The sequence below is a fragment of the Pseudoxanthomonas mexicana genome, assembly GCF_014397415.1.
Classification (GTDB): Bacteria; Pseudomonadota; Gammaproteobacteria; order Xanthomonadales; family Xanthomonadaceae; genus Pseudoxanthomonas_A; species Pseudoxanthomonas_A mexicana.
On record NZ_CP060731.1, the window covers coordinates 3,898,636 to 3,922,675 of the forward strand.

General features: G+C 67.0%; 20 protein-coding genes. 9 read left to right on the top strand and 11 right to left on the bottom strand.

Going from position 1 to position 24,040, the window contains the following annotated elements; all coding sequences use genetic code 11:
• Nucleotides 1–2: 2 nt before the first annotated feature.
• From IAE60_RS18305 to sucC, 4 genes are all read right to left on the bottom strand, one after another.
• Entirely contained in the window at nucleotides 3–485 is a 483-nt protein-coding gene (locus IAE60_RS18305) for a hypothetical protein (protein WP_187573322.1), read from the bottom strand.
• Nucleotides 482–1,057: an RNA polymerase sigma factor gene (locus IAE60_RS18310; protein WP_238394843.1), complete on the bottom strand. Its 576-nt coding sequence runs from the start codon at nucleotides 1,055–1,057 to the stop codon at nucleotides 482–484. Before IAE60_RS18310 ends, IAE60_RS18305 begins: the two co-directional genes overlap by 4 nt.
• 121 nt (nucleotides 1,058–1,178) lie before the next feature.
• Entirely contained in the window at nucleotides 1,179–2,057 is an 879-nt protein-coding gene (sucD, locus tag IAE60_RS18315) for a succinate--CoA ligase subunit alpha (protein WP_185896917.1), read from the bottom strand.
• A gap of 95 nt (nucleotides 2,058–2,152) precedes the next feature.
• A complete protein-coding gene (gene sucC / locus IAE60_RS18320) occupies nucleotides 2,153–3,322 on the bottom strand; it encodes an ADP-forming succinate--CoA ligase subunit beta (RefSeq protein WP_187573323.1) in 1,170 nt (389 codons plus the stop codon).
• 200 nt (nucleotides 3,323–3,522) lie between these two features.
• Between sucC and IAE60_RS18325 the strand changes: the two genes are divergently transcribed.
• Complete coding sequence (locus IAE60_RS18325) at nucleotides 3,523–5,145, top strand: sensor histidine kinase (protein WP_187573324.1); 1,623 nt, start codon at nucleotides 3,523–3,525, stop codon at nucleotides 5,143–5,145.
• 105 nt (nucleotides 5,146–5,250) lie between these two features.
• The gene (locus IAE60_RS18330; protein ID WP_187573325.1) at nucleotides 5,251–6,651 is read left to right on the top strand and encodes a sigma-54-dependent transcriptional regulator; all 1,401 of its coding nucleotides are present in this window, start codon (nucleotides 5,251–5,253) and stop codon (nucleotides 6,649–6,651) included.
• Between the two features lie 16 nt (nucleotides 6,652–6,667).
• Here IAE60_RS18330 and IAE60_RS18335 read toward each other — a convergent pair whose 3' ends face one another.
• Genes IAE60_RS18335 through IAE60_RS18350 form a run of 4 tightly spaced genes read right to left on the bottom strand, consistent with a single transcriptional unit; the run spans nucleotide 6,668 to nucleotide 9,505 of the window.
• Entirely contained in the window at nucleotides 6,668–7,267 is a 600-nt protein-coding gene (locus IAE60_RS18335; protein WP_187573326.1) for a methyltransferase domain-containing protein, read from the bottom strand.
• Nucleotides 7,264–8,337 (bottom strand): glycosyltransferase family 2 protein, encoded by a 1,074-nt coding sequence (locus IAE60_RS18340; protein ID WP_425504442.1) that lies wholly within the window; start codon nucleotides 8,335–8,337, stop codon nucleotides 7,264–7,266. The genes IAE60_RS18335 and IAE60_RS18340 overlap by 4 nt, the downstream gene beginning before the upstream one ends.
• A complete protein-coding gene (locus IAE60_RS18345; protein ID WP_187573327.1) occupies nucleotides 8,334–9,128 on the bottom strand; it encodes a glycosyltransferase family A protein in 795 nt (264 codons plus the stop codon). Before IAE60_RS18345 ends, IAE60_RS18340 begins: the two co-directional genes overlap by 4 nt.
• On the bottom strand, nucleotides 9,125–9,505 hold the full coding sequence (locus IAE60_RS18350; protein WP_187573328.1) for an EamA family transporter: 381 nt from the start codon (nucleotides 9,503–9,505) through the stop codon (nucleotides 9,125–9,127). Before IAE60_RS18350 ends, IAE60_RS18345 begins: the two co-directional genes overlap by 4 nt.
• A gap of 441 nt (nucleotides 9,506–9,946) precedes the next feature.
• Between IAE60_RS18350 and IAE60_RS18355 the strand changes: the two genes are divergently transcribed.
• The 7 genes from IAE60_RS18355 to coaE all read left to right on the top strand — a co-directional run bounded on the left by IAE60_RS18355 (nucleotide 9,947) and on the right by coaE (nucleotide 19,232).
• Nucleotides 9,947–10,363, top strand: coding sequence for a pilin (locus tag IAE60_RS18355; RefSeq protein ID WP_187573329.1), 417 nt, complete (start codon nucleotides 9,947–9,949; stop codon nucleotides 10,361–10,363).
• Nucleotides 10,364–10,427: 64 nt separating this feature from the next.
• The gene (locus IAE60_RS18360; RefSeq protein ID WP_187573330.1) at nucleotides 10,428–12,395 is read left to right on the top strand and encodes a hypothetical protein; all 1,968 of its coding nucleotides are present in this window, start codon (nucleotides 10,428–10,430) and stop codon (nucleotides 12,393–12,395) included.
• Nucleotides 12,392–14,341: a tetratricopeptide repeat protein gene (locus IAE60_RS18365; RefSeq protein ID WP_187573331.1), complete on the top strand. Its 1,950-nt coding sequence runs from the start codon at nucleotides 12,392–12,394 to the stop codon at nucleotides 14,339–14,341. Before IAE60_RS18360 ends, IAE60_RS18365 begins: the two co-directional genes overlap by 4 nt.
• A gap of 150 nt (nucleotides 14,342–14,491) precedes the next feature.
• The gene (gene pilB, locus IAE60_RS18370; protein ID WP_187573332.1) at nucleotides 14,492–16,228 is read left to right on the top strand and encodes a type IV-A pilus assembly ATPase PilB; all 1,737 of its coding nucleotides are present in this window, start codon (nucleotides 14,492–14,494) and stop codon (nucleotides 16,226–16,228) included.
• A gap of 223 nt (nucleotides 16,229–16,451) precedes the next feature.
• Complete coding sequence (locus tag IAE60_RS18375) at nucleotides 16,452–17,708, top strand: type II secretion system F family protein (protein WP_187573333.1); 1,257 nt, start codon at nucleotides 16,452–16,454, stop codon at nucleotides 17,706–17,708.
• Between the two features lie 9 nt (nucleotides 17,709–17,717).
• A complete protein-coding gene (locus tag IAE60_RS18380) occupies nucleotides 17,718–18,581 on the top strand; it encodes a prepilin peptidase (RefSeq protein ID WP_187573334.1) in 864 nt (287 codons plus the stop codon).
• Between the two features lie 33 nt (nucleotides 18,582–18,614).
• Nucleotides 18,615–19,232 (top strand): dephospho-CoA kinase, encoded by a 618-nt coding sequence (gene coaE, locus IAE60_RS18385; protein WP_187573335.1) that lies wholly within the window; start codon nucleotides 18,615–18,617, stop codon nucleotides 19,230–19,232.
• A gap of 146 nt (nucleotides 19,233–19,378) precedes the next feature.
• On the opposite strand, the gene IAE60_RS18390 is transcribed toward coaE, so the two are convergent.
• From IAE60_RS18390 to secA, 3 genes are all read right to left on the bottom strand, one after another.
• Nucleotides 19,379–19,804: an REP-associated tyrosine transposase gene (locus IAE60_RS18390; protein WP_244966612.1), complete on the bottom strand. Its 426-nt coding sequence runs from the start codon at nucleotides 19,802–19,804 to the stop codon at nucleotides 19,379–19,381.
• 378 nt (nucleotides 19,805–20,182) lie between these two features.
• Nucleotides 20,183–21,133, bottom strand: a complete 951-nt coding sequence (locus IAE60_RS18395; protein ID WP_187573337.1) for a Nudix family hydrolase — start codon at nucleotides 21,131–21,133, stop codon at nucleotides 20,183–20,185.
• Between the two features lie 112 nt (nucleotides 21,134–21,245).
• Nucleotides 21,246–23,999, bottom strand: coding sequence for a preprotein translocase subunit SecA (gene secA / locus IAE60_RS18400; RefSeq protein ID WP_187573338.1), 2,754 nt, complete (start codon nucleotides 23,997–23,999; stop codon nucleotides 21,246–21,248).
• Nucleotides 24,000–24,040 lie beyond the last annotated feature (41 nt).

Sequence of the window (24,040 nt, forward strand, 5' to 3'; positions counted from 1 at the left end):
CCTCAGGTCATGGCCGCGCGCTGGGTCAATTCCAGGCGACGGGCGTAGGTACGGCGCAACTGGTCCAGCAGGAAGTGCGCATTGGGTTCGGTGGCGATGGCGCGGCGGATCTGCGCGGCGCTTTCGTCCAGCGTATGCAGGGCTGGCACGATCTCCGGCGGGGCGGCCGCCCGGCGGTCGAGCTGCGCCAGCGCGCCAGCGTAGTCACGCGTCAGCGCGGCGGCTTCGCGCTGGATCAGCGGATCGCCGGTCGGCGCCTGTTGCAACTGCCAGGTGACGGTGACGGCCAGCAGTACCGAAGCGGCCAGCGCGAATGGCGTCCAGGGCCGGCGCGGGCGCACGGGCGCCTGATGCCGGGGCGATGTCGCCAGCCGCGCGGCGATGCCGGGCCACAGGTCGCGCGTCGGCGGCATGTCCTGTCGCAGCGCACGCAGCTGCCAGCGCAGGGCCTCGTCGGATGGCGGAATGGAATCGTGGGAGGTCATGCATGTACTCCTAGACGCTCGCGCAGCAGGTGCCGCGCGCGGTGCAACTGGGCTTTCGAACTGCCTACCGCCATGCCCAGCTCGGCGGCGATCTCTTCGTGCTTCCAGCCCTCGACGTCGTACAGCACCAGCACGGCCCGGGCGCGCGGCGGCAGGGTGGCGACCGCCCGCTCCAGGTCCATCGACAGGGCGGTGCTGTGCCCCGCGCTGTCGGCCAGGCCCAGCCCTTCGATGGCATCCTCGTCTTCGTCGAAGCGGGGGCCGTTGCGTCGGCTGCGCAACTCCATCAGCGCGGTGTTCACCGCCAGCCGGTGCAGCCAGGTGCCGAAGGCGCTCTCGAACCGGAAGGCCGGCAGCGCCTGCCAGGCCCGCACGAACGCTTCCTGGGTGAGGTCTTCGGCACGCACGCCATGGAATCCCACCAGGCGCTGGATGACGCCATGCACGCGGCCGGCGTGGCGACGGTAGAGCGCCTCGAAGGCCTGCATGTCGCCGCCGGCGGCGGATCGCGCCAACGCGCTGTCCACGGCGGCGGCCGCATCCGGGGAGGTGCTGTCGGCGATCGGTTCCATGACGGTGGCATTCAGCATACTGACTACGATGCTGCCGCGGGAGCAAAGGTTTAGACGACCCTCCCCAAAACGCAGAAAGCCGCCCGGGGGCGGCTTTCCACAAGACCCTTGATGCGGGGCCTTACTTCTTCAGGCGTGCCGCGATGGCGGCGCCCAGGTCGCCCGGCGAACGGACGGTGGTGACGCCCGCGGCTTCCATCGCCGCGAACTTGCCTTCGGCCGTGCCCTTGCCGCCCGAGGCGATCGCACCGGCGTGGCCCATGCGCTTGCCGGCCGGGGCCGAGGCGCCGGCGATGAAGCCGACGACCGGCTTCTTGACGTACTGCTTGATGTACTCGGCGCCGGCTTCCTCGGCGTCGCCTCCGATCTCGCCGACCATGATGATGCCTTCGGTCTGCGGGTCTTCGTTGAACAGCTTCAGGCAGTCGACGAAGTTCAGGCCGTTGATCGGGTCGCCGCCGATGCCGATGCAGGTCGACTGACCCAGGCCCACTTCGGTGGTCTGCTTGACCGCTTCATAGGTCAGGGTGCCGGAGCGCGACACGATGCCGATCTTGCCCGGCATGTGGATGTGGCCCGGCATGATGCCGATCTTGCACTCGCCCGGGGTGATCACGCCGGGGCAGTTCGGCCCGACCAGCACGGTGTCCGGATGGGTGCGGGTCAGCACGTTCTTGACGCGCAGCATGTCCAGCACCGGGATGCCCTCGGTGATGCAGACGATGACCTTGATGCCGGCCGCGGCCGCTTCGAGGATGGCATCGGCCGCGAACGGCGGCGGCACGTAGATGACGGAGGCATCGGCGCCGGTGCTCTTGACCGCATCGGCGACGGTGTCGAACACCGGCAGGTCGATGTGGGTCGTGCCGCCCTTGCCCGGGGTCACGCCGCCGACCACCTGGGTGCCGTACTCGATCATCTGGGTGGCATGGAAGGTGCCCTGCTGGCCGGTGAAGCCCTGCACGATCACCTTCGTGTTCTTGTTGATCAGAACGCTCATGGAATCTGTCTTCCTGTAGGGCGGGCCTCGGCCCGCCATCGTGTTGTCTCGATCGCCGGAAGGCGGGCCGGGGCCCGCCCTACGACAGCGGTGGATCAGGCAGCGGCCTTGACCGCTTCAACGACCTTCTTGGCGCCGTCGTTGATGTTGTCGGCCGGGATGATGGCCATGCCGCTGTCGCGCAGCAGCTGCTTGCCTTCCTCCACGTTGGTGCCTTCCAGGCGCACGACCACGGGTACCTTGACGCCGACTTCCTTCACCGCGGCGATGATGCCCTCGGCGATCATGTCGCAGCGGACGATGCCGCCGAAGATGTTCACGAAGATGCCCTCCACCTTGTCCGAGGACAGGATGAGCTTGAAGGCCTCGATCACGCGCTGCTTGTTGGCGCCGCCGCCCACGTCCAGGAAGTTCGCCGGCTCACCGCCGTTGAGCTTGATGACGTCCATGGTGGCCATCGCCAGGCCGGCGCCGTTGACCATGCAGCCGATGTTGCCGTCCATGGTCACGTAGTTGATGTCCATCTCCGAGGCCAGCACTTCGGTCTCGTCTTCCTGGCTCTTGTCGCGCATGGCGACCAGGTCCTTGTGGCGGAAGCTGGCGTTGTCGTCGCTGTTGAACTTGCCGTCCAGCGCGTACAGGTTGCCGTCGTCCAGGATCGCCAGCGGGTTGATCTCGACCAGCGCCAGGTCCTTCTCGTTGAAGATGCGGTACAGGTTGACCATGATGTTGGCGAACTGGCCGGCCTGCTTGGCGGTCAGGCCCATCTTGAAGCCGAACTCGCGGCCCTGGTACGGCTGCACGCCTTCGACGAAGTCGACGTTGAGCGTGTGGATCTTGTCCGGCGTTTCGGCCGCGACCTGCTCGATCTCCACGCCGCCCTCGGACGAGGCGATGTAGGTGATGGTGCGGGTGCCACGGTCGACCAGCACCGACAGGTACAGCTCCTTGACGATCTCGCCGGCGGTGGTCACCAGCACCAGGTTGACCGGCAGCTCGACGCCGGCGGTCTGGTAGGTGGCCATCTTGGTGCCCAGCATCTTGCCGGCGGCCGCCTTCACGTCATCGACGGTCTTGCAGAACTTGACGCCGCCGGCCTTGCCGCGACCGCCTGCATGGATCTGGGCCTTGACCATCCAGGGGCCGTTGCCGAGGGACTGCGCGGCCGCGACCGCTTCGTCCGCCGTGGCGGCGACTTTGCCGGCCGGGACCGGGATGCCGTACTCGGCCAGCAGCTGCTTGGCCTGATATTCGTGGAAATTCATGCGTCACCGTGGGTAGGGAACAGAAGACATCGCCCGGGCCGGGGCCACGGAGGCGGCGGCTGGGCGAGCCCCCCATTGTCGCCGACCCGGCCGGGGGGCGCAAAACCCGGGGCCTAAGTCTTTGGTGGAAAAGGCCGGGCTCGCCCGGACGGAGTGTGACATGCCTATACTGTCGGCCTCGCTTACGGGGAAATAAGCGTTTGCGTCAGGCCCAGTCGCTCCTGTCCCGCATCGAATCGGTGCCGCGCCGCGAACTGTATTTCTTCGCGCTGTACCGCCTGCTGGAAGCCGGCATCCTGGCGGCGCTGATGTTCAGCCCGCTGGGCGAGGTGCTGGGTCAGCCCCGGCACCCCGAGATGGGTACCGCGGTCACCATCGGCTACCTGAGCCTGGCGCTGGTCCTGTTCTTCATCGGCCGCAGCGTCCACTGGCTCACCTGGATCGTCTTCGCCAGCGTATGCATCGACGTGGTCGCCGCCACCCTGGCCACCCATGCCCTGCCCGGGGCCACGGCCGGCATCGCCATGATGCTGCTGTTCAACGTGTCCGCCGCCGCACTGCTGCTGCCCTCGACGCGGATGGCGCTGGCGGTGGCGGCACTGGCCATCGTGGCGCTGTTCGGCGAGTACTTCTTCACCGCGTTCCACGACAACAGCAACGGCCGCTCGGTGGCCGAAGTCATCATGTTCGCGGTCAGCTACCTGGCACTGGCCTATCTGGCCCACCAGGCCGGCCTGAAGGCACGCGCCAGCCAGGCGCTGGCGGACAAGCGCGGGGAGGAAGTCGCCAACCTGTTCGAGGTCAACGAGCTGATCATCCGCCGCATGCGCACCGGCGTGCTGGTGGTGGATGCCGACAACCACATCAAACTGGCCAACGAGGCCGCCAGCCTGCTGCTGGGCGACGGCGCGGATGGCCAGGGCGCCGATGGCAAGGGCGCGTCGCTGCTGCATGCGGCGCCCGAACTGGCCCGCCGCCTGCAACGCTGGCGCAACGGCTGGCAGACCGACGAGACGCCGCTGCAGCTGTCGCCCGAGCAGCCCGAAGTCCAGCCGCGCTTCGCCCGCCTGCTGGCCGACAGCGAGACCTCGCTGATCTTCCTGGACGACGCCACCGTGGTGTCGCGGCGCGCGGAGTCGCTGACCCTGGCCGCCCTGGGCCGGTTTTCGGCCAGCCTGGCGCACGAGATCCGCAATCCGCTGGCGGCGATCAACTATGCCGTGCAGCTGCTGGAGGAATCCCAGCAGATCACCGATGGCGACCGCCGGCTGCTGCAGATCATCCACCAGCAGTGCCAGCGCACCAACGGCATCGTCGAGAGCGTGCTGGGGCTGGCCCGGCGCGAACGCGCCACGCCCGAGCACGTGGACCTCAACACCTTCGCGCGCCGCTTCGTCGACGAATACCAGCAGACGCTGTCCATCGAGACCGATACGCTGGAACCCATCATCGGCGCCAAACCGGTTCCGGCCCTGGTGGATCCGCGACACCTGCAGCAGATCGTGACGGTGCTGGTGCAGAACGCGCTGAACTACGGCCGCCTGCCGGGCGAATCCGCGCGCATCCGCGTGCGCGTGTTCAACGCCGAGGGGCGGCCCACCCTCGACGTGATGGACCGGGGCCCCGGCATTCCCGAGGCGGTGGCCGCGCAGCTGTTCCGGCCGTTCTTCACCACCTCCGAACACGGCACCGGACTGGGCCTGTACATCGCCCGCGAGCTGTGCCGCGCCAATCAGGCCACGCTGGAGTACGTGCCGGTCCCCGGCGGCGGCAGCTGCTTCCGCATCACCCTGCCCGGACCGAGCGCCCTGCTGCCGGCATAGCCGCGCACAAGCGGGGGCTGGCCACGTCATGGACACCGCCCCCTCGCCTACCATGTTTCACATTCCCTCGGTACACTGCCGGCACAGGGGCATGAGGGGGAATGCATGAATCAAAGCCGTAGCGCCCTGATCGTCGACGACGAACGCGACATCCGAGAACTGCTGACACTGACGCTGGGCCGCATGGGCCTGCGAATCGACACCGCTGCCAACGTGGGCGAAGCCCGCGAACTGCTGGCCCGCAACACCTACGATCTCTGCTTCACCGACATGCGCCTGCCCGACGGCAACGGCATCGACCTGGTCGGCGAGATCTCGCGCAACTATCCGAATACGCCAGTGGCGATGATCACCGCCTTCGGCAACATCGAGCTGGCCGTGGAGGCGCTGAAGGCCGGCGCCTTCGATTTCGTCAGCAAGCCCGTGGACCTGGCCGTGCTGCGTGGCCTGGTGAAGCATGCGCTGGAACTGAACAACGCCGACCGCGCACCGCCACCCCCGCCGCCCCCGGAACAGGCCAGCCGCCTGCTGGGCAGTTCGGCGGCGATGGACGCGCTGCGCGAAACCATTGCCAAGGTGGCCCGCAGCCAGGCGCCGGTCTACATCATGGGCGAGTCCGGCACCGGCAAGGAACTGGTGGCACGCACCATCCACGAACAGGGCGCGCGCGCGTCCGGCCCCTTCGTACCGGTCAACTGCGGCGCCATTCCGGCCGAGCTGATGGAAAGCGAGTTCTTCGGCCACAAGAAGGGCAGCTTCACCGGCGCCCATGCCGACAAGCAGGGCCTGTTCCAGGCGGCCAATGGCGGCACGCTGTTTCTGGACGAGGTGGCCGAGTTGCCGCTGCCCATGCAGGTGAAGCTGCTGCGCGCCATCCAGGAGAAGGCGGTGCGTCCGGTCGGCGCCTCCGGCGAGGTGCAGGTGGACGTGCGCATCCTGTCGGCCACGCACAAGGACCTGGGCGAGCTGGCGGCCGATGGCCGCTTCCGCCATGACCTGTACTACCGCATCAACGTCATCGAGCTGCGCGTGCCGCCGCTGCGCGAGCGCACGGGCGATCTGGCGCAGCTGACCAGCGCCATCCTGGATCGCCTGGCGGCCCAGCACGGGCGCATGGCGCCGTCGGTGTCGCCGGAAGCGATGGAGGCGCTGGGGCGCTATCCGTTCCCGGGGAATGTGCGCGAGCTGGAGAACATCCTGGAACGCGCGCTGGCCATGTCCGAGGGCCACAGCATCGAGATCGACGACCTGTACCTGCCGCAGGCCCCGGCCGGCAGGAAGTTCGGCGGCGACTTCAACCCCGGCGAAGTGGTGCGCGACGCGCCCGGCGCCGTCGACGTGGACCCGGCCGCGGGCGCCCTGCCCGACTACATCGAGCAGCTCGAGCGCGCGGCCATCCAGAAGGCGCTGGAGGAGAACCGCTGGAACAAGACCAAGGCGGCGGCCCAGCTGGGCATCACCTTCCGCGCCTTGCGCTACAAGCTGAAGAAGCTGGGGATGGAGTAGGCCAACTGTCGCGGGCTCAACGCTCGCGCAGGTAAAGAACGTGCAGTTCATGGTGGGGGAACCAGTCCCCAAGGCGGCGCCAGTCGAACGGAAAATACCGCGCATGCGCCAGACGGAAGCCGCTGGCCTCCGCTGCGCATGCCCGCAACATCGGCAGGTCCACGAACGTCAAGTGGGTGGCATCGATCCGGTAACCCGCTGCGCCCGGCACGATCACCAGCACGCGCTCCACACCCAGGCGCGCCGCCGCCGTCAGCAGACGCGCCAGCACGTTGGCGGGCTGCTCCAGGTGTTCCAGAACATGGCTGATCACCATCGAGGTGAACCGACGCTGGGCAGGCAGCGTCGACAGCGCCCAGTCATCGGCAAACCCGTCATAAGCCACCACATCCAGCCCCTGAGCCCGGCAAAACGACACGGTCGCCGGGTTGTACTCGACCCCCAGCGACCCTGACGGCAGCCGCGCCAGCAGTTCGCCGACGCCACAGCCGAAATCGAGCGTGGGCCCGCGTAGTTTGCGAGCCGCCGACGCCAGGTAGGCACGCCGTACCTGGCGCCGCAGCCAGCTACGGCGCAGCTGATACTCGGTGTACTGCGCATCGAACCCGCCGCTCATGGCGTCGTGTCGCCGCCGGGTTTCAACGCCACCAGCAGTCGGTGCAAGGGCCTTCGCGGCACGGCCGCGATGTCGTACGCCAGAAAGCCCAGCATCATCTGCATGCCCACGATGATCTGCAGCGCCACCAGCATCACGCCACCGGCCGTGGTGGGGACACCGGTGTAGTGCGACCGTCCCCAGAACAAGGCGCCGAGCAGCGTACCGGCCAGCATCAGGCCCATGCCGACCAGCAGCTCCACCGATGCCAGCGACAGGTCACGCAGGAAATAGTTGTAGAACACCCGCTTGAAGGTATTGCGGAGGTGCTTGAACGAGAAGTCGAAGACCACCTTGGAGATGCGCAGGTTGCTGGTTTCCGCGCCATAACGCGCGTCCATCGGCACGTCCACCACCACCGCCCGGGCGATGTTGAGGCGGAACAGCATGTCGGTCTCGAAGAAGTAGCGCCGGCTGATCTTCGCCAGCGGCAACTTCTCCGCCACGCGCGCATGCAGCGCCGTGTAGCCGTTGGTCGGATCGAAGATGTCCCAATAGCCGGACGAGATCTTGGTCATGAAGCTCAACACGGCATTGCCCACGATACGGGCACGCGGCATGCGGCTGATCTGGTCGAGGTCGTAGAAGCGGTTGCCCTTGGTGTAGTCCGCCTCGCCACGCAGGATGGGCGCCACCAGCTTCGGCAATGCGCCCGCATCCATCTGACCGTCGCCATCCATCTTGACCAGGATGTCGGCGCCGTCGGCGATCGCCTGCCGGTAGCCGGCCATCACGGCGCCACCCACGCCCAGATTGGTGGAATTGCGGATCACGGTCACCCGGGGATCGCGACAGTGCGCCTGTACCTGTTCGCCCGTACCTTCCGGGCAGGCATCGTCCACCACGTACACGCGCGCCACCTCGGATGGCAGGCTCGCCAGCACCCCCATGATGTGCTCCCGCACCCGATAACTTGGGATCACTACGGCAATGCGTGCCGGCTCCGGGGTGATGGCTCCAGATGCGACGGGCGCACGCCCGGTCATGCGCGCAGCGTCGGGCGGCACCGATACCGTGTGCTGTGTGGTCATGGCTCTCCCACTTCGTAGCTGACAGCGTAGAGGCGCGCCAGCACACGGGCAATCGGTGCCGGCCACACCCGCTGGAACATGGCCAGATCTTCGCGCGCACGCACGCCAGCACGGACACCGTCGCTGGTCTCACTGCCGGCGTGGATGCGATGAAGCATGCACAGGCGTCGCACCCTGGCGAAGGTTCCGGGCCCATCGGCCAGTCGCAGCCAGGCATCCCAGTCCAGGTCGACTTTCAGATCCTCGCGGAACAAGCCCAGCGCACGCTCGCGTCGCAGCGTGACGGCAGGGCACGGAATCGCGCAGCCGAACGCCAGAAGGCGCCATTTGGCTCTCCGGCGGCCCAGCATGGCGCGTCCCAGGAATGCCTGTTCGGCGAGCAGGCGCTTGATCGCCAGCATCGGCGTCCAGCTGCGGGCGGCGGCGCCGGCCAGTTCGCCGTAGTCGGTCATCACCAGCACGGCATCGGGATGGCCGTCGACGCGTCGCAGCGTTTCCTCCGCGAAATGCGGCAGGTACAGGTCGTCCTGGTGGGCCAGCGTCACCCATTCGGCCGGCGCGGCGGCAATGGCCTGGTTCCAGTCATGGCCGATGCCCCGGTTCGGGCCGTGCTCGACCAGGGTGGCGCCGAACTCGGCGGCCTGGTCCGCCAGCCAGCGCGAGGGTGTGGAGGTGCTGATGAAGATCGGCGACGGGCGCGTCTGCGCACGCAGCGACGCCAGGCAGTCGCGCAGATAGGGCGACTGGCCGTACGCCGGCACGACAAAGGCATGCCGAAGGCCTTGCGTCACGTGGGCTGCCCCAGCATGGACACCATCAGCACGCCGGTGGAAATCAGGGCGATGCCGGCCCATTGCCAGAGGGTGAGCCGTTCGCCATAGAGCAACCAGGTGACGGCGGCCATCAGCAGGTAGAAAAAAGCGCCGGAAATGGCGAAGGCCACGCCCAGCTTGACCCGGCTGACCACCACCACCCAGACCACGAACCCCACGGCCTGCACCGCGATGGCCAGCATGACGGTAGGCGAGGTCAGGGCCGCCACCAGCCACTCGACCCCTCGGGGCGCCGGGTTGCGCGCGCCCAGCGCCGTGACCGCATGCTTGATCAGCAACTGGCTCCCCAGCGTGGAGCAGGTGACGAACAGGATCATCAGCACTTCGCGCAGCATGCAGTCCCCGGAGCGTGCGTCCCGACAGGGCACGTGGGCGGATTCTAGGGCCTGCGCGCCGCGTCAACACATTGGCACAGGCGAGGTGACGCGCAACGTCACATTGTGACGAAATTTTCCCGTGACGCGGTGCGCACTTGGACGCGGCTGCGCAGTGCGCGGATTCCGGGCGACGTTCGATTCTGTGATCGGACGCAGGGTTGGCCGGCCCGCCGGATACACATCGAGTGCAAATGATGCGATAGTCCGCCCCGACTTCGGCGTCTGGGTTCCATACCGGGGAAGGTTGGGGGGAACCGTCGGGGGCACTGAAAGTTGGCACACATCCTGCTCCATCTTCCTAGCCACGTGCAGCCGTTCGCGCGGCGCCCACGGTCCATGCTAGGGACACGGGGCATGTGTGTCCCTACCATCCAAGCCAATCCTGAAAGGGGAATCGTTATGAAGAAGAACATGCAGGGCTTCACCCTGATCGAACTGATGATCGTCATCGCCATCCTGGGCATCCTGCTGGCCATCGCCATTCCGGCCTATCAGGACTACCTGGCCCGCGCCCGCGCCGCCGAAGGCCTGAACATGGCCGCCCCGGCCAAGCTGGCCGTGTCGGAAGCCGTCCTGGGCAGCGCCAACGGCACCACTCTCCCGGCCGACGCCAACGCCGCCGGTTACAACCCGGCCACGTCCACCTACGTGCAGAGCATCGCCATCGCCAACGGCATCATCACCATCACCACGCAGAGCACCGGCTGCCCGGGCACCAGCCCGGTCTTCACGCTGACCCCGACCGTCAGCACCGGCAAGGTCCAGTGGACCTGCACCTCGAGCAACGACGCCTGCTCGCCGGCCAGCTGCCGCTAATCGCTCCAGCAACACCCAAAGCCCCGGCCTTGTGTCGGGGCTTTTTTTTTGACGAGCATGCACGGTGACCCGCTTGAACGAACGCCGTTATCCCCTGCTGATGATCGTGGCGATGCTCGCCACCACCGCGCTTTACTGGAGCGGCCTGCACGGCCCCTTCCTGCTGGACGACCCGTTCAACTTCGCCGTCATCGACGAGTGGCGCCGCGGAGAAGCCACCTTGCGGGAGGCGGTTTTCGGGCACCAGTCTGTCCTGTTCGCCCGCCCGCTGGCGATGGCCAGCTTCGTCGCCAACGTGGTGCTGGGCAGCGAGCAGCCCTTCTCCTACAAGCTAGGCAACCTGCTGGTCCACCTGCTGTGCGGCACCCTGATCTGGCAGACCACGCGCCGCCTGCTCGCCCTCGACCGTCGTCTGAAGGATATCGCCGCGCCGGTGGCGCTGGTCCTCACCACGCTGTGGCTGGTCCACCCGCTCCACGTCAGCACCGTGCTGTACCCGGTACAGCGCATGGCGCAGCTGAGCACGCTGTTCACCGTACTGGCGCTCGCGGTTTATCTGTCAGCCCGTGCATGCATCGCGGATGGTCGCTTGCGGGGCGCCTACCTGAGGCTGTTCCTCTTCTTCCCCCTGTGCGTGCTGGCAGGGCTGCTGAGCAAGCAGAATGCCGTCGTCGCTCCTGCCCTATGCCTGATTGCGGAGCTGGCGTATTTCAGCCGCACCGGCCCGCGTCCACGCGCAGTCAATCTGTTCTTTGTGATCTTCCTGCTGTTGCCTGCCTGCGCCGTGCTGGGTGTCCTGCTGATGCGCCCCGACGCCCTGCTGGCCGGTTATGCCGAGTACGACTTCAGCCTGGGCGAGCGCTTGCTGACCCAGGCGCGGGTGCTGCTGGATTACATCGGCCAGACGCTGGTACCGCGCACGCCGCTGATGGGGCTGTACACGGATGATTTCCTGCCCTCTCGCGGGCTGCTTTCGCCTTGGACCACGGCAGCGTCGATCACTGTGCTGCTGGCCATCAGCGCGTTCGCCACGTGGAAGCGCACCGATGCACCCACGCTGTTTTTCGGCTGGTGGTTTTTCCTGATGGGACATGTGGTGGAGTCCAGCTTCCTGCCGCTGGATCTGTACTTCGAGCACCGCAACTACCTGCCCATGATCGGATTGCTGTTGGCGGTTGCCGGTGCGCTGTCGCTGGCCAAGGGAAGGCTGCAGACGAATGTAGTACCGCCGGAGCGGCTGGTCATGTTGCTGGTCGCCGCGGCACTGCTCGCCACCACGTTCGCCACGCTGGGTCGGGTGCTGGTGTGGCAGGACAAGGCCACCATCGTGGCGCAGGGCTTGCGTCATCATCCCGATTCCCTGCGTGCCCGCTTGGACAAGGCATCGTTGGCCATGCTGGCCGGCGATTGGCAGACCCACGACGCGGTGCTTGAGGAGATGACGCGGCACCCCAACCCGCAATTCAGGCTCCTGGGCGAACTCTACTTGCTGTCGGTGGAGTGCCGACGTGCGGGCACCGCAGACCCCGCCCGGCTTGCCCGTGCGCAGGCCAGCGCCCCGGCGCGCCTCACCCTTGCGGAAGTCCATGCCTTCAATGTGCTGTCGCGATCGACGATGCAGGGTTGCGGCGCCGTGACGGACCCCATGATCGCCAACGCCCTCGCAGCCATCGCCGATGCAGCGAAGGCGCAGCCGGCGAGTCGCCAACCACAGTGGCATGCGCGCTTCGTGGCAGCCGACATCTATGCCCGCGCGAACGACTGGAAGCGTGCGCTGGACCAGGCAGAACTTGCCTGGCAGCCCACGGCAGACCCGGGGATGGGGGCCCTGCTGGCGCGCATACAGGCCAGAAACGGCCTGTATGCTGAAGCGAAGCATACGTTAATGGACATTGCGCCCCGCGTGAAATGCCACGACACCTCCAACCTGCGCGACTTGGGCAAACTCTGGATAACCATCGACCAGCAACAGGCGGCGCAAACCGGTGACGCGCCGCAGGCGATTCCCGAGTTGTCCTGCAGGCGATGGTGAGCAGCGGCCAGCCGGTAAAGCCGTCACCACGCATGGCGTGGTGGTGGCTGGCTGCGGCCGCCGTTGCCGTAGCGTCCTACTGGCCGGGCCTGTGGGGTCCGTTCGTCTTCGACGATATCCCCATCCTGACACCCGTGCAGGCATGGGCACGCGGTGAACTGCCTCTGCGCGACGCCATACTGGGCCAGCAGTCGGTGCTGCTCGCGCGACCGCTGGCCATGCTGACGTTCGTGGCGAACGCCTGGGCCAGCCCATCGGGCGCATTCGCCTACAAGGCAACCAACCTGGTGCTGCATCTGGCGTGCGGGCTGCTGGCGTGGCAGCTGGCACGAAAACTCTTTGCACTGCACGCCTCGACGAGCCGCTACGCGGAGGAACTCGCTGTCGTGGTGGCAGCGGTCTGGTTGCTGCATCCGTTTCATGCCAGCACGGTGCTGTATGTGGTGCAGCGGATGATGCAACTGGCCTCCCTCCTCACTTTGCTGGCGCTGCTGGCGTACGTGAAAGCATCCACGCTTCCGGACAGCGCAGGAAAGGCCAAGGCGTCGCTCCTCCTGTTTGTCATCTTTCCCTCCCTTGTCGGATTGGGGATCCTCGCCAAACAGACGGCGGCCACGGCGCCGTTGATCTGTATCGCAATCGCCTGCGCCTACTTCCCGCACCGACTCAAGGACCGGCGTCAGCAAGGATTTTTCCTGCTGTTCCTGGGCATTCCGCTACTGGCGCTTGCCACGGTGCTGGTGACGCCCGCGCGGTACGCGCTGCTGGCGGGATACATGGACTACGACTTCTCGCCGGGACAGCGCCTGATGTCCCAGCCCGCGATTCTGTTGGACTACGTGGGCCAGCTACTGCTTCCTCGCGGGGCTTCCATGGGACTGTATGGCGACGATGTGACGGCCGCCGATGGACTGCTCCAGCCCGCGTGGACGCTGGGCAGCCTGTTGACCCTGTCGCTGATTACCGCCGGCACCGTTGTGTTCCGCCGGCGCTTCCCTGCCGTGCTGGCGGGCTGGCTCTTCTTCCTGGCTGCGCACGCCGTGGAATCCAGCTTCCTGCCGTTGGACCTGTACTTCGAACACCGCAATTACCTCGCGTCGTTCGGCATCCTGATCGCCCTGGCGGGGAGTGCCGCGCCCGTCTTCGCCAGACTTCCACGCGTCGCAGTCTCGGGAGCGGCCGTACTGCTTCTGGCAGCGCTGGCGGTTTCGACCCACGCGCGCGCGCGCGCATGGGCCGACAAGGCGACGCTGGCCATGGAGGGGCTTGCGCACCATCCGGATTCGCTGCGCGCCCACCTGGACGCCTTGGACGTCGCGATGCAGCGGCGCGATGCCGATCTTTATCTGCGACTGACCGCAGCGATGACCTCCCATGCCAACCCGGAGATCGCCTTGGCGGGCCATGCGTACCGCATCCCGTTCCAGTGCCTGGTCAAGCACGCCGATTCCACAGCCGGCATCGAGCGGCTACAGATGCTGCTGCCGCCGCGTATCACGCTGAACGACGAACTCTCGCTCCGCTCCCTGCTAAGCAATGGGCTCCGCCACTGCAGTCCCGAAGAGCAGACACGCATCATCACGGCCGTCTCGACGGCGATCGACGTGGCACCGAAGGAAGCTAGGACGGGGCCGCGCTACGTCGCCATCCAGCGTGTAATGGCCCAGGTTTTCTTCGCGCGCGGCGAGCGGACCAAGGCGCTGGCTCACCAGCGCGAGGCATGGCGGGCAAGCGGATCCATCGACGACCTGATCGGGCTGGCCGAGTTACAGGCCGGGGCCGGGGATCCACGCTCGGCGCAGGCAACGCTGCGGGATGCCGTTCATCGCGGAGCGTGTGCGTCGCCGCCTCTCCGCGATCGCGTCATGGCGGTAGCGACTTTCATCGGCACACCGACTGGGACGAGTGATCGTACGATATCCGTATGCGCGACCACCGAAGAGTGACGACGCTGGGGAACATGTGACGCAGTTCGACCTTTCGCAGGGGGCATGTGGCATGCCGCTGCCGACTCGCCCTCCGTCCGGGCAGGGTCTTTGGAGTTGGCGCGAATCTTGCCTCATCATTGGGCAACGGCTTGACCTAGGAGTCTCGAAATGAACGCTGTCGCCACACCCAATCTGGTGGGCATCACCGGCATCGCCCGCCGCCTGGTCCAGGACGGCGCGATGGATGAAGCCACCGCGCGCAGCGCGATGGCCAACGCTTCCGAGGCCAAGGTGCCATTGGCGCAGTGGGTGGCGGAGAAGCGGCTGGTGGCCCCGGCCCACCTGGCCGCCGCCAACGCCATCGAATTCGGCATGCCGCTGATCGATGTCACTGCGTTCGACCCCGCCCATCACGCCGTCAAGCTGGTCAGCGAGGAGCTGATCCAGAAGCACCAGGTGCTGCCGCTGTTCAAGCGCGGCGGCAAGCTGTTCGTCGGCACCAGCAATCCCACCCAGACCGCGGCCCTGACCGAAATCCAGTTCCACACCAACCTGGTGGTGGAGCCCGTGCTGGTCGATGATGACCAGCTGCGTCGCACCCTGGACCAGTGGCTCAACGCCGCCAGCAACCTGTCCGGCAGCTTCGGCGGCGACGACGACGAGGGCCTGGACAACCTGGAGGTGGGTACCGACGAGGACATGGGCGGTGGCGCGGACAGCGCCGTCGACGCCAAAGGCGACGACACGCCGGTGGTCAAGTTCGTCAACAAGGTGCTGGTGGACGCCATCAAGCGCGGCGCTTCGGACATCCACTTCGAACCCTACGAGACCGACTACCGCGTACGCCTGCGCATCGACGGCATCCTCAAGCAGGTGGCCAAGGCGCCGGTGAAGCTGAGCTCGCGCATCGCCGCGCGCCTGAAGGTGATGTCGCAGCTGGACATCGCCGAAAAGCGCGTGCCGCAGGACGGCCGCATCAAGCTGAACCTGTCCAAGACCAAGCAGATCGACTTCCGCGTCAGCACACTGCCCACGCTGTTCGGCGAGAAGATCGTGCTGCGCATCCTGGACGGCAGCGCCGCCAAGCTGGGCATCGACAAGCTGGGTTACGAGCCGGACCAGCAGAAGCTTTTCGAAGAAGCCATCCAGAAGCCCTACGGCATGGTGCTGGTCACCGGCCCCACCGGCTCGGGCAAGACCGTGTCGCTGTACACGGCGCTGGGCATCCTGAACGACGAGGTCCGCAACATCTCCACTGTCGAGGACCCGGTGGAAATCCGCCTGCCCGGCGTGAACCAGGTGCAGCAGAACACCAAACGCGGCATGACCTTCGCCGCGGCCCTGCGCAGCTTCCTGCGCCAAGACCCCGACATCATCATGGTCGGCGAAATCCGCGACCTGGAAACCGCCGAGATCGCCATCAAGGCCGCCCAGACCGGCCACATGGTGCTGTCCACCCTGCACACCAACGACGCCCCGCAGACCATCGCGCGTCTGATGAACATGGGCATCGCCCCGTACAACATCACCAGCTCAGTGACCCTGGTGATCGCCCAGCGCCTGGCGCGGCGGCTGTGCCCCAAGTGCAAGAAACCGGTCGAGCTGCCCAAGCCCGCCCTGCTGGCCGAAGGCTTCACCGAGGCCGAGATCGACGCCGGCTTCACCCTGTACGACGCGGTCGGCTGCGACGAGTGCACCGAGGGCTACAAGGGCCGGACCGGCATCTACCAGGTCATGCCGATGTCCGACGACATTCAGGCCATCGTGCTGGAAGGCGGCAACGCCATGCAGATCGCCGCCGTCGCCCAGAAGGCCGGCATCCGCGACCTGCGCCAGTCCGCACTGATGAAGGTCCGCAACGGCGTCACCAGCCTGGCCGAGATCAACCGCGTCACCAAGGACTGAGGCCGGCGTCCTCCGGACGCTCGCGCCGCCATGGGGGCGCCCTCGCCATGAGCGGTATCGGGCGCCTCGATCCGTCCAGGGTGGTGCGGCCGGCGCGCTTCGGCCCTGTGCATATCGCCGAAACCCGGCCCCCGTCACAGGCGGGGTGCTTCCCTCCACGCCATAACCGGCTACCATGGGTGGAGACAGTCCGGGTGGGGAAAGCCGGACAGGGGAAAACCGAATGGCCGTCACTCGTTCCGCCGTCAAGAAAGCGCCCGCGCCCGTCCGCGAGAACCCGCTGAACCTGTTCGTCTGGGAAGGCACCGACAAGCGCGGCGTCAAGATGAAGGGCGAGCAGTCGTCCAAGAACGCCAACTTCCTGCGCGCGGAGCTGCGCAAGCAGGGCATCACCCCGACCGTGGTGAAGGTGAAGCCCAAGCCGCTGTTCGGCTCGGCGGGCAAGCCGGTGACGCCAAAGGAGATCGCGTTCTTCAGTCGCCAGCTGGCGACGATGATGAAGTCCGGCGTGCCGATCGTCAGCGCGCTGGAGATCATCGAGGGCGGGCAGAAGAACGTCCGCATGAAAAAGCTGGTCGAGAACATCCGCTACGACATCGAAAGCGGCTCCTCTCTGTCCGAAGCCATCAGCAAGTACCCGGTGCAGTTCGACGAGCTGTACCGCAACCTAGTCCGCGCCGGTGAAAGCGCGGGCGTGCTGGAAACCGTGCTGGACACCATCGCCAGCTACAAGGAAAACATCGAGGCCCTCAAGGGCAAGATCAAGAAGGCGCTGTTCTATCCGGCCGTGGTGATCGCGGTCGCCCTTCTGGTCAGCGCCATCCTGCTCATCTTCGTGGTGCCGCAGTTCGAGGCGGTGTTCAAGCAGTTCGGCGCCGACCTGCCGGCATTCACCAAGATCATCGTGGGTGCCTCGCGCTTCATGGTGTCGAACTGGTACATCGTGTTCGGCGCCGTCTTCGCCGCCATCTTCGGCTTCATCTTCTTCAAGAAGCGCTCGCTGGCGTTCCAGCACTTCCTCGACCGCGTGATCCTGAAAGTCCCGGTGATCGGGCAGATCATGCACAACTCGGCCATCGCGCGTTTCTCGCGGACGCTGGCGGTGACCTTCAAGGCCGGCGTGCCGCTGGTGGAGGCACTGGACACCGTCGCCGGTGCGACCGGCAACACGGTGTACGAAAAAGCCGTGCATCGCGTGCGCGATGACGTGTCGGTGGGCTATCCGCTGAACATGTCCATGAAGCAGGTCAACCTGTTCCCGCACATGGTCATCCAGATGACCTCCATCGGCGAAGAGGCGGGCGCGCTGGACGCCATGCTGTTCAAGGTCGCGGAGTACTACGAGCAGGAGGTGAACAACGCGGTGGATGCGCTGTCCAGCCTGATCGAGCCCTTCATCATGATCTTCATCGGCGGCGTGATCGGCGCGATGGTGGTCGGCATGTACCTGCCCATCTTCAAGCTTGCCGCGACGATGTAAGCTGGCCCGATGGCATTCCTGGATCAACACCCCGAACTGGGGTACCCGGTGGTGGCAGGCCTGGGCCTGCTGGTGGGCAGCTTCCTCAACGTGGTCATCCTGCGGCTGCCGCGACGGCTGGAGTGGGAGTGGAAGCGCGACGCGCGCGAGGTGCTGGAGGAGCCGGAGATCTACGATCCGCCGCCACCCGGCATCGTGGTGGAGCGCTCGCACTGCCCCCACTGCAAGACGCCGCTGTCGTGGTACGAGAACATTCCGCTGTTCAGCTGGCTGGTGCTGCGCGGCAAGTGCCGTCACTGCAAGGCCCCCATCTCTCCGCAGTATCCACTGGTCGAACTGCTGACCGCGCTGCTGGCGATGGCCTCGGTGTGGCGCTTCGGCTTCGGCTGGCAGGGGTTCGGTGCGGCCCTCTTCAGCTGCTACCTGGTGGCGCTGAGCGGCATCGACCTGCGCACGCGACTGCTCCCCGACCAGCTGACGCTGCCGCTGATGTGGCTGGGCCTGATCGGCAGCCTGGACAACCTGTACATGCCGGCCAAGCCGGCGCTGCTGGGCGCGATCGCCGGCTATGTCTCGCTGTGGCTGGTGTGGTGGCTGTTCAAGCAGGTCACCGGCAAGGAAGGCATGGGCCGGGGCGATTTCAAGCTGCTGGCGGCCATCGGCGCCTGGGTGGGGCTCAACGGCGTGCTGCCGACGCTGCTGTTGTCCTCGGTGGTTGGTGCGGTGATCGGTTCGGTGTGGCTGGCCACGCAGGGCCGCGACCGCGCCACGCCGATTCCGTTCGGCCCGTACCTGGCCATCGCCGGCTGGATCGTGTTCTTCTGGGGCCCGCAGATCATCGATGCCTACCTGCGTTTCGCCGGGCTGAAATAGACCCCAGGCTCCCCGGCCCGGCATGATCGGCGCATGAGCGACTACTTCATCGGACTGACCGGCGGCATCGCCTCGGGCAAGAGCGCGTTGGAAAAGGCGTTCGCCGCGCATAGCATCGTGGTGGCGGATGCCGACCTGCTCGCGCGCGAGGTGGTCGCCCCGGGCGAACCGGCACTAGCCGCGGTGGTGGAACGCTTCGGGCGCGACGTGCTGCAGGCCGACGGACAGCTCGACCGCGCGGCGCTGCGGGTGCGCGTGTTCGGCGACCCGGAGCAGCGGCGCGCACTGGAGGCCATCCTGCACCCAGCCATCCGCGCCCGCCTGGAAGCCATCTGCCGGGCCGCGCCGGGTCCCTACGCTATCGCCACCGTCCCGCTGCTCACCGAGGGCGGCGGCCGCGCAGCATATCCGTGGCTGCACCGCATCCTGGTGGTGGACACTCCCGCTGCCGTGCAGAAGGCGCGGCTGATGCAGCGCGACGGCATCGACGCCACCCTGGCCGACCAGATGATGGCCGCGCAGGCCTCGCGCGCGGAGCGGCTGGCGCTGGCCGACGACATCGTCGTCAACGACGGCGACCTGGCCCATCTGCAACGCGCGGCCGATCAACTGCACGCCCGCTACGTGGCCCTGGCCTCCAGCACGCCGTAGGAGCGGGCCATGCCCGCGACCCTCTTCGAACGCGGACGGGAAAGCATCGCGCCCGAGGGCGCTCCTACAAACCCATCGCTACACCTTGCAGGAGCGGGCCATGCCCGCAATGCTCTTTGCCAACACGCACCGAAGAGCATCGCGCCCTAGGGCGCTCCTACAGCGCCTTCGCTCCGATCCCCAATCCACACCGCATCCCAGAACGGGTAGTCGCCCACGCGTTTCACCAGCCCAGCCCTGACGGGATTGGCGACCAGATAACGCGCGGCTCCCCTCACGTCATCGTCACCGCGTAACAAGCGCTCGTGATAAGCCCGTGCCCAGAGCGCGCCGGTACGCCCCGCTTCTTCGTTGTAGGCACGCGCTGTGGCGGACTTGATGCGGTTCATCATCGAGGCAAGATGATCGCCGTCGCCAACCTGGACCAGCCAATGCGCGTGGTCCGGCATCAACACCCACGCCAGCAGTCGCGAATCGCGGCAGACATCGGGGGCAAGATGGCGGCGCGCGGCCGCGCAGGTCGGGGCGAATTCGCTGAAGAAGGATTGGCGCGCCAGGGTGGTCGCGGTCACCAGGTATGCATGGCCTGGCAGATGGACACGATGGCGCCGGAGCGCTGCATGACCGGCGTGCGGGAAGACGAGAGGCGGCATGCACGCCAGCTTCTTGGCTGGCGTGCGGCACGAACATCAGGCACCGCCGTGCTGAACCGTCAGATTTGGGAGCGGGTCATGCCTGCGACGCTCTTCCACCGAGGATAAAGAAGCATCGCGCCCGAGGGCGCTCCTACAAAGCGCGCCGCACCACCCTGTAGGAGCGGGCCATGCCCGCGATGCTCTTCAAGCACGGACAGGAAAGCATCGCGCCCGAGGGCGCTCCTACAGAACAACGCTGCATTGTAGGAACGAACCGTGCGCGATGCGCGTCGAACGCGGAGGGTCCGCGATGGGTTACATCGCCGGCCACAACCCCCGGATGGCGGCGATGCCCTGCGCGCCATGCCGGCGCGCATCGGCGATGTCGGCGGCCGCCATGCCGCCGATGGCATAGATCGGCAGTGAGGCCCCTTCGCGCAGGCGGGCGAAGCCGTGCCATCCGAGCGCCTCGCCGCCGGGATGGCTGAGCGTGGGATGCACGCTGCCTACCACCGCGAAATCGCAGCCCAGCGCCTCCGCCTGCCGCAGGTCCTCGGGCGTGTGGCAGGACGCCGCCACGGGCGCGCCGTGTTCCAGCGGTCGCGCCACCAGACCGGCCAACTGGTTCGCACGCAGGTGGACGCCCACCTGCAGTTCGCGCGCCAGGTCGATGTCGCCATTGAGCAGCACCTCGACGCCCGCCTGCCGGCACTGCGCGACCGCCTGGGTCGCCAACGCGCGCCAGGCGTCGCCCGACAGGCCGCGCGCGCGCACCTGCACGCGACGGAGTCCCTCCGAGAGGGCCTGCTCGAGCGCCGCAAGCCATTGCCCCGTATCCTCCGGTTCCGGCGTGACCAGGTAACGGTCCGGCTGCAGCAGCGCCGCTACCACCGGCCGATCCGCCGGTGGCATGTCATAGCGCGTCAGCTTGTCCGCCGGCACCCACGCCAGCGCCTGTCCTTCGTGCCCCCGCGGCGTACCGCTCCAGCCCGTCAGCTGCCGCACCTCCAGGCACAGCCGCTTGTCGGGGTACTGCTGCGGGACGCTGATGAGGTGCGCGCCCACGCGCGCCTCGATGCCCAGTTCCTCGCGCAATTCCCGCACCAGCGCGTCCTCGGGCTGTTCCCCAGGCTCCTGCTTGCCGCCGGGAAACTCCCAGCGCCCGGCCAGGTCACGGCCTTCGGTACGGCGGGCCAGCAGGATGCGGCCACGCGCATCCGTGATGACGGCAGCCATGACATGGATCGATCGCAACGGAGTCTGCATGGCGGAAGCTTGCCGGGAACCCGCGGGTAGACGCAAATAGTCCCCACCCTCGCCTCCCCAAAGAAAAAGCCGCGCAGTGCGCGGCTTCTCCCTCGGACGATGCGGCCAGACCTCAGGCCAGCTGACCGTGGCAGTGCTTGTACTTCTTGCCGCTGCCGCACGGGCAGGGATCGTTGCGGCCGACCTTGGGCGCATCGCGGTGCGCCGGCATGGGGCCGGACTGCACGTAGCCGCCCTGGGCCGCCGCCAGCCGCTGCGCTTCCTCGGCTTCTTCGTCGGCGCCGTAGCCGCCGGCATCCTGGTGCTGGAACTGCATCTGCCGTGCCTGCGCCTCGGCCATGGCACGCTCCTGCGCCTCCAGCGCGGCGACTTCTTCCTCGCTGCGGATGCGGACGCGCGACAGCAGGGTCACCACTTCGCTCTTCACCCGCTCCAGCATGCTGGAGAACAGTTCGAAGGCCTCCTTCTTGTACTCCTGCTTGGGCTGCTTCTGCGCGTAGCCGCGCAGGTGGATGCCCTGGCGCAGGTAATCCATGCGCGCCAGGTGTTCTTTCCAGTTCTTGTCGAGCACCGTCAGCATGATGTGCTTTTCCAGCGCGCGCATGGTCTCCTCGCCGATCACCGCTTCCTTGTCGGCGAAATGCCTGTCCATGGCCTCCTGCACGCGGCGCTCGATGGTCTCGGCATCCAGTTCCTCGGCTTCCTCGCGCCAGCGGCTGACGGGCAGGTCCAGGCCCATCTCCTCGGCCAGCTCGCGCTCCAGGCCCTGCAGGTCCCACTGCTCGTCCACCGAGTTCGCCGGCACGAAGCGGGCGACGGTCTCGGCGACCACGTCGCCGCGGATGCCGTCGATGTTCTCCTTCACCGATTCGGCTTCGAGCAGCTCGTCGCGCTGGGCGTAGATCACCTTGCGCTGGTCGTTGTTGACGTCGTCGAAGTCCAGCAGGTTCTTGCGGATGTCGAAGTTGTGCGCTTCCACCTTGCGCTGCGCCTTCTCGATCTGCCGGCTGACCAGCCGGTCCTCGATGACGTCGTCTTCCTTCATGCCGATAAGCTTCATCGCCTTCTGGACCCAGTCCGAGGCGAAGATGCGCATCAGGTTGTCTTCCAGCGACAGGTAGAAGCGGGACGAACCCGGATCGCCCTGGCGGCCCGAACGGCCGCGAAGCTGATTGTCGATGCGGCGCGATTCGTGGCGTTCGGTGCCGACGATGTGCAGGCCGCCGGCCGCCTTCACCGCGTCGTGGCGCTTCTGCCATTCGGCCTTGACCGCGGCGCGGGCGGCCTCATCGGCGCCTTCGCCCAGCGCTTCGTATTCGGCTTCCAGCGAGCCGCCCAGCACGATGTCGGTACCGCGGCCGGCCATGTTGGTGGCGATGGTGATCGCGCCCGGACGGCCGGCCTGCGCCACGATGTGCGCCTCGCGCTCGTGCTGCTTGGCGTTCAGCACTTCGTGCGGCACGCCCGCCTTGCCAAGGAAGTCGGACAGCATTTCCGACGTCTCGATCGAGGTGGTGCCCACCAGCACCGGCTGGCCGCGCTGGTAGCAGTCCTGGATGTCGGCCAGCACCGCCTTGAACTTGCCCTGGCGGTTGAGGAACACCTGGTCCGGCGAATCCTTGCGCACGGTCGGACGGTTGGTCGGGATGACGATGACTTCCAGGCCGTAGATGCTCTGGAACTCGAACGCTTCGGTGTCGGCCGTGCCGGTCATGCCGGACAGCTTGCTGTACATGCGGAACAGGTTCTGGAACGTCACGCTGGCCAGCGTCTGGTTCTCGCGCTGCACCGGTACGCCTTCCTTCGCCTCGACCGCCTGGTGCAGGCCGTCGGACCAGCGACGGCCCGGCAGCGTACGGCCGGTGAACTCGTCGACGATGACCACTTCGCCATCGCGCACGATGTAGTCCACATCGCGCTGGTAGATGGCATGCGCGCGCAGCGCGGCATTGAGGTGGTGCACGACGGACAGGTTGTTGGCGCCGTACAGCGGTTCTTCCTCGCTGATGATGCCGGCCTGCAGCAGCAGCTCCTCGGCGTGCTCCATGCCCGCTTCGGACAGGTGCACCTGCTTGCCCTTCTCGTCGACCCAGTAGTCGCCCTCGGCTTCCTCGTTCTCCTGCTTGACCAGCTGGGGCACGATACGGTTGACGCGGATGTACAGCTCCGGCGATTCGTCGGCCGGGCCGGAGATGATCAGCGGAGTGCGCGCCTCGTCGATCAGGATGGAGTCGACTTCGTCGACGATGGCGTAGTGGAGGCCGCGCTGGAAGCGGTCGGCCTTCGACATCGCCATGTTGTCGCGCAGGTAGTCGAAGCCGAACTCGTTGTTGGTGCCGTAGGTGATGTCGGCGGCATACGCGGCGTGCTTGTCGCCGTGCGGCATGCCCGGGTAGACGACGCCCACGCTCAGGCCCAGCCAGTTGTACAGGCGGCCCATCCAGGCCGAGTCGCGGCGGGCCAGGTAATCGTTCACGGTGACGACGTGCACGCCCTTGCCTTCCAGCGCGTTGAGGTAGGTGGGCAGCGTGGCCACCAGCGTCTTGCCTTCGCCGGTGCGCATTTCGGCGATCTTGCCCAGGTGCAGCACCATGCCGCCGATCAGCTGCACGTCATAGTGGCGCATGCCCAGCACGCGGCGGCTGGCCTCGCGGCAGACCGCGAAGGCTTCGGGCAGGATCTTGTCGAGGGCTTCCCCGCCGGCGATGCGCTGCTGGAACTCCGGCGTCTTCGCCTTCAGCTCCTCGTCGGACAGCTTCTGCAGCTCCGGCTCCAGCGCGTTGATCTTGTCGACGATGCGTTGCAGCTGCTTGAGCAGGCGCTCGTTGCGACTGCCGAAGACACGGGTAAGCAGTTTGTTGATCATGTAGGGAACCGGATGGGAAAGGAACGCCGCGGCCCCGCGGT